Annotated in this window: 2 protein-coding genes and 2 pseudogenes; all 4 read left to right on the forward strand. The window is 76.5% G+C overall.

Going from position 1 to position 5730, the window contains the following annotated elements:
- A pseudogene (locus tag ACFWEK_RS18100) lies at positions 1–1763 on the forward strand (RNA helicase); the annotation flags it as partial.
- 126 nt (positions 1764–1889) lie between these two features.
- Positions 1890–3554, forward strand: coding sequence for an amidohydrolase (locus ACFWEK_RS18105; protein ID WP_430554927.1), 1665 nt, complete (start codon positions 1890–1892; stop codon positions 3552–3554).
- A 136-nt stretch (positions 3555–3690) separates the two neighbouring features.
- Entirely contained in the window at positions 3691–5502 is a 1812-nt protein-coding gene (gene lnt, locus ACFWEK_RS18110; RefSeq protein WP_430554928.1) for an apolipoprotein N-acyltransferase, read from the forward strand.
- 64 nt (positions 5503–5566) lie between these two features.
- Positions 5567–5730, forward strand: a pseudogene (locus tag ACFWEK_RS18115) (PAS domain-containing protein); the annotation flags it as partial.

The following is a 5730-nucleotide window of genomic DNA, read 5'->3' on the forward strand; positions in this document are numbered from 1 at the left end:
TCAAGGAGGTGGTCGAGGAGCTGTTCCTGCGCGGACTCGTGAAGGTCGTCTTCGCCACCGAGACGCTGGCGCTGGGCATCAACATGCCCGCCCGCTCGGTGGTGCTGGAGAAGCTGGTGAAATGGGACGGCACCGCCCACCAGCCGGTGACGCCGGGGGAGTACACCCAGCTCACCGGCCGCGCCGGTCGGCGCGGGATCGACGTCGAGGGGCACGCCGTCGTCGTCGACCACACGGGCCTGGACCCGGTGGCGCTGGCCGGGCTCGCGTCCAAGCGGCTGTACCCGCTGCGCTCCAGCTTCCGGCCCACGTACAACATGGCGGTCAACCTGGTGGGCCAGGTGGGTCGCGAGCGGGCCCGCGACGTGCTGGAGACGAGCTTCGCGCAGTTCCAGGCCGACCGCGGCGTGGTGGGTCTGGCGAAGCAGGCGCAGGCGCACGCGGAGGCGATGGAGGGGTACGCCGAGGCGATGGCGTGCGACCGGGGCGACTTCGCCGAGTACATGGGCCTGCGGCGGGCCATCAAGGACCGGGAGAAGGAGCTGTCGCGCGCGGCGACCGGGGCCCGGCGGGCCGACGCGGTCGCGTCGTTCGAGAGGCTGCGGCGCGGGGACGTCGTGGAGGTGCCGTCGGGGCGGCGGCGCGGGTACGTCGTCATCCTGGACCCGGGGCGCGACGACCGCGGGTTCGACGGGCCGCGGCCGACCGTGCTCACCCAGGAGAAGCAGGTCAAGAAGCTCACTCTCGCGGACGCGCCGGGCGGCGTGCAGGTGGTGACGACCGTGCGCATCCCGAAGGGGTTCAACCCGCGCCGCCCCGACCAGCGGCGCGACCTGGCCTCGAGCCTGCGCAACGCGCTCGGGGCGTTCTCGGGCGACGGCGGGTCCGGACGGCACCCGGGCGCGCGGCGCGGCGCGACGGCGGGCGGTCGCCAGGACGGGCACAGGGACGGGCACGGCGGGCGGCGCTCGGACGCGGCGTCCGACGCCGAGCTGCAGCGCCTGCGCGACGCGCTGCGCGCGCATGCGTGCCACGGCTGCCCGGAGCGCGACGACCACGCCCGCTGGGCGGAGCGGTGGGAGCGGCTGCGTGCCGAGCACGAGCAGCTGGTGCGCCGGGTCGAGGGGCGCACCGGGTCGATCGCGCGCACGTTCGACCGCACCTGCGACGTCCTGGAGCGGCTCGGCTACCTGGCACGCGCCGACGACGCCACCTCGACGCCCCCCGACGGCGGGACGCCCGGCACCCTGGCGGTCACGGACGACGGGCGGTGGCTGGGCCGCCTGTACGCGGAGGACGACCTGCTGCTCGCGGAGTGCCTGCGCCGCGGGATCTGGGACGACCTGGACGCGCCCGGCCTGGCGGCGGCGGTGTCGACGGTCGTGTACTCGGGGCGCCGCGAGGAGGCGTCCGAGCCGTTCGTGCCGGGCGGGCCGCACGGGCGGCTCGCCCGCGCGCTGGACGCCACCACGCGGGCCTGGTCCGAGGTCACCGACCTCGAGGCGGCGCACCGGCTGGAGGCGACGGGCCCCCTGGACCTGGGCCTGGTGGCGCCGGTGCACCGGTGGGCGTCGGGGAAGAACCTCGACGCGGTGCTGCGCGGCACGGACGTGGCGGCGGGGGACTTCGTGCGCTGGTGCAAGCAGGTGCTCGACGTGCTGGACCAGCTGGCCAAGGCGGCGCCGCGTCCAGCGCTGCGGGCCACGGCCCGCAAGGCGCAGACGGCCGTGCTGCGCGGCGTCGTCGCCTACTCCAGCGTGTGACGGGCGGCGGCCGCCCGCGTCGCCGGGTGCGGGGCCGTGGAGAAGGCCAGGTGCGAGGCCAGGTGTGAGGAATCCGTGCGGCCGGTGTGGGGGTGCGGTGGGCAGCAGTGCCATAGAGTGCAGGCCGTGACGTCCACCCTGTATCGCAACGGAGTCGTCCACTCGCCCGCGGACCCGTTCGCCGAGGCCCTGCTCGTCGACGACGGCGTCGTGACCTGGCTCGGCGCGGAGGACACCGCCGCGGGGCTCGCGGCCCGCGCCGACCGCGTCATCGACCTGGACGGCGCGCTCGTAGCGCCCGGGTTCGTCGACGCGCACGTCCACCTGCTGGAGACCGGCCTCGCGGCCGAGTCCGTCGACCTCACCGCCGCCGGCGGGGCGACGTCGCTCGCCGCGGCGCTCGACGCCCTCGCCCGCGGCGCCCGCGAGCTCGACGCGGCCGACCCGGGCGGCGAGGAGGTGCTGCTCGCGTTCGGCTGGGACGAGCAGACGTGGCCCGAGCGGCGCGCGCCCACGGCGGACGAGCTCGACGCGGCCTGCGGCGGGCGGCGCGTGTACGCGGCGCGGGTCGACGGCCACTCCGCCGTCGTGTCGGGGTCCTTCGCCCGCGCGGTGGGCATCGACCGCACGCCCGGCTGGGAGGCGTCGGGGATGGTGACGTCGGACGCCCACCACGCGGCGGCGGCCGCGGTGCGCCAGGTCTCGCCCGCGCGCCGGACGCGCGCCTACCGGCGTGCCCTCGCCGACGCCGCCGCCCGCGGCATCGTGGGCGTGCACGAGATGAGCGAGCCCACCATGGACACCCGCGAGGGCCTGGCCGAGCTGGTCGGGCTCACCGCGGACCCGGCGGGCGGGCTGCCGCACGTCGTCGCGTACCGGGGCGAGCTGTGCACGACGGCGGACGACGCGCGGCAGGTGCTCGCCGAGCTGCCGTTCCTCACCGGCATCGCCGGCGACCTGTGCGCGGACGGGTCGATCGGCTCGCGCACCGCGGCGCTGCGCCACCCCTACAGCGACCTGCTCGCCGCACCCGGTGGCGCCGAGCCCACGGGCCGCCTCTTCCTCACGGGCGAGGACATCGCCGCGCACCTGGCGGCCTGCTCGGCCGCCGGCACCCAGGGCGGGTTCCACGTCATCGGCGACCGCGCCATGGACGAGGTCGTGCGCGGGCTGGAGCTCGCCGCCACCGAGCACGGCGCGGGCCTGCTGCGCTCGGGCCACCACCGCCTCGAGCACGCACTGTTCGTGGACGCGTCCGCCCTGGCCGCGCTGCTGCTGTACGGGGTGGCGCTGTCCGTGCAGCCCGCGTTCGACGCCGCCTGGGGCGGCAGCCTCGGCATGTACGCGGCCCGGCTCGGGCCGGGACGCGCGTCGACCCTGTCCCCGTTCGCCGACCTCGCCGGGGCGGGCGTTCCGCTCGCGTTCGGCTCCGACACCCCGGTGACGCCGCTCGACCCGTGGCAGGCGGTGCGCGCCACCCTCACCCACGAGGACACCATGCAGCGCCTCTCCGCGCGGGCCGCGTTCCGCGCCCACACCCGCGGCGGGTGGCGGCTCGCCGGGCTGGACCACACCGGCGCGGGCGAACTGCGCGTCGGAGCGCCCGCGAACCTGGCCGTCTGGCGCGCGGACACCCTGAGCGTCCAGGCCCCCGGGGACCGCCTGTCGGCGTGGAACCCCGAGGCGCGCGCCGGTCAGCCGCTGCTGCCCGACCTGTCCGAGGGCGAGCCCGATCCCGTGTGCCTGCAGACCGTGCGCGACGGCGTCGTCCTGCACGACACCTTCGACTGACCCCCGGCCGTCCGATGCCTTCGAGGAAGCGCTCCGTCGCGGCGACCACCCGGTTCCCGCGACGGATCGCCTGCTCGAGGGGCTCCCGGCAGCCCGACCGCGCCGCTGGGTCACGTACCCTGCGGGGGTGTTGCACGTGAGCCCGAACCCGGTCGAGGAGCCCTCCGACGGGTCAGCCGCCCCCGGCGTCGACGACAGCCGTGACGACAGCAGTGACGCGGGGGCCGCCTCGGGCGGCACGTCGGCCGCCGACCGGTGGGCGAGCCGCCCCGCGACCCTGCTGCTCGCCGTCGCGGCCGGGGCCGCGCTGTGGGCCTCGTTCCCGGACGTCGGGGCGTGGCCGCTGGCGTTCGTCGGCGTCGCGCTGCTGTTCGCCGCGCTGCGCCGCGACGGGCGCCGGGCCGCCGGCTGGAACTTCCTCGTCGGCCTCGTCGCCGGGCTGACGTTCTGGCTGCCGCACATCTGGTGGGCGAACTTCGCCACGGACACCGTGCCCTGGGTGGCGCTGTCCGTGCTGGAGACGCTGTTCCTCGCCGCGTTCGGGTCGCTGTGGACGTGGGCGCGCCGCTGGGGCTGGGTGCGCCGGCACGCCGTCGCCCAGGCCGCCGTGTTCGCCGTCGTGTTCGTCGCGGTGGAGCAGTGGCGCTCGGAGATCCCGTTCGGCGGGTTCCCCTGGGGCCGCCTCGCGTGGGCGATGGCGGGCGCGCCGACCGGGCGCGCCGCCTGGCTCGGCGGCACCACGCTGGTGTCCCTGCTGGTGGCCGCGGCGGGCGTGCTGCTCGCGCTCGCCGTCGGGCGCCTGCTGCGCACGCCGTGGCGCGACGCCCGACGTCGGGCGCGGTCGGCCGCGAGCGCCGCCGTGTTCGTCCTGGCCGCGGCCGCGCTCGTGACCGCGCCGCTGCTGCTGCCCCTGGCGCACGACCCGGGCACGCGCGAGGTGACGGACGCGGAGGACCCGGGCCGCGCGGGGACCGTGGTGGACGCGGGCACGGGCACCGCGGAGGCGGGCGTGCTGCGCGCCGGGGCGGTGCAGGGCAACGTGTCGGAGCCGGGGGAGGGGTCGTTCGCGAACCGGGCGGAGGTGCTGAACAACCACCTGGAGGGCACGTACGCGATCGCGGACGAGCAGGCGTCCGGCGCGTTCGGCGACCAGCCGGGCGACGCCGTCGACGTGGTGCTGTGGCCGGAGAACGGCTCGGACCTGGACCCGCAGACGACGCCGGAGGTGGGCGTGGCGATCGACGACGCGGCCCAGGCGGTGGACGCGCCGATCCTCGTGGGCGCTCAGGAGTGGCCGGACACGGGCGGCCGGTACAACGTGGCCCTGCTGTGGGAGCCGGGGAAGGGCGTGACCCAGCGGTACGCGAAGCAGCACCCGGCGCCGTTCGGGGAGTACATCCCGATCCGCTCCTTCGTGCGGCTGTTCAGCGCCCAGGTGGACCGGGTGACGACGGACATGATCCCCGGCACCGAGCCCGCGGTGGTCGACCTGCCGGTGGACGGCGCGGCGATCGGGCGCGGCACCGGGCCGACGACGGTGCCGATGGCGACCGTGATCTGCTTCGAGGTGGCGTACGACGAGATCATCCGCGACGCCGTGCAGCGGGGCGCGCAGGTGCTGGTGGTGCCGACGAACAACGCGTCGTTCGGGTACACGGCGGAGTCGACGCAGCAGCTCGCGATGACGCGGCTGCAGGCGATCACGACGGGCCGGGCGGCGGTGCAGGTCTCGACGGTGGGTGTGAGCGGCGTCGTCGCCCCGGACGGGACCCTGGTGGCGCGCACGCAGCTGTTCACGGCCGACCACTGGGTGGCGGACCTGCCGCTGCGCACGGAGCTGACTCCGGCCGTGCGGGCCGGCTACTGGCCCGGCTGGGGGGTCGGCGCGGCGGCGCTCGTGCTCGTCGTCGGCGGGATCGTGTCCGCGGTGCGCGCCCGCCGGCGCTGACACCCGCGGAGCGGGGCGTGGGGAACGACGAAGGGCGGGCACCCGGTGGGGTGCCCTTCCTGACGGGCTTCTGCTCGTCAATTGCAATGGCACGGTCGTCAACGCCAACGCCATCGCCCTCGAAATGTTCGAGACCCCGGGCACCGCGCTCGTCGGTCGCGGTCTGCTCGATCTGCTGCCGGAGTTCGACTCCAAGCTGATCCCGGGGTCGATGCGACGGCCCGAGGC

This window comes from Isoptericola sp. NPDC060257, from assembly GCF_042726645.1.
GTDB classification, from domain to species: Bacteria; Actinomycetota; Actinomycetes; order Actinomycetales; family Cellulomonadaceae; genus Isoptericola; species Isoptericola nanjingensis.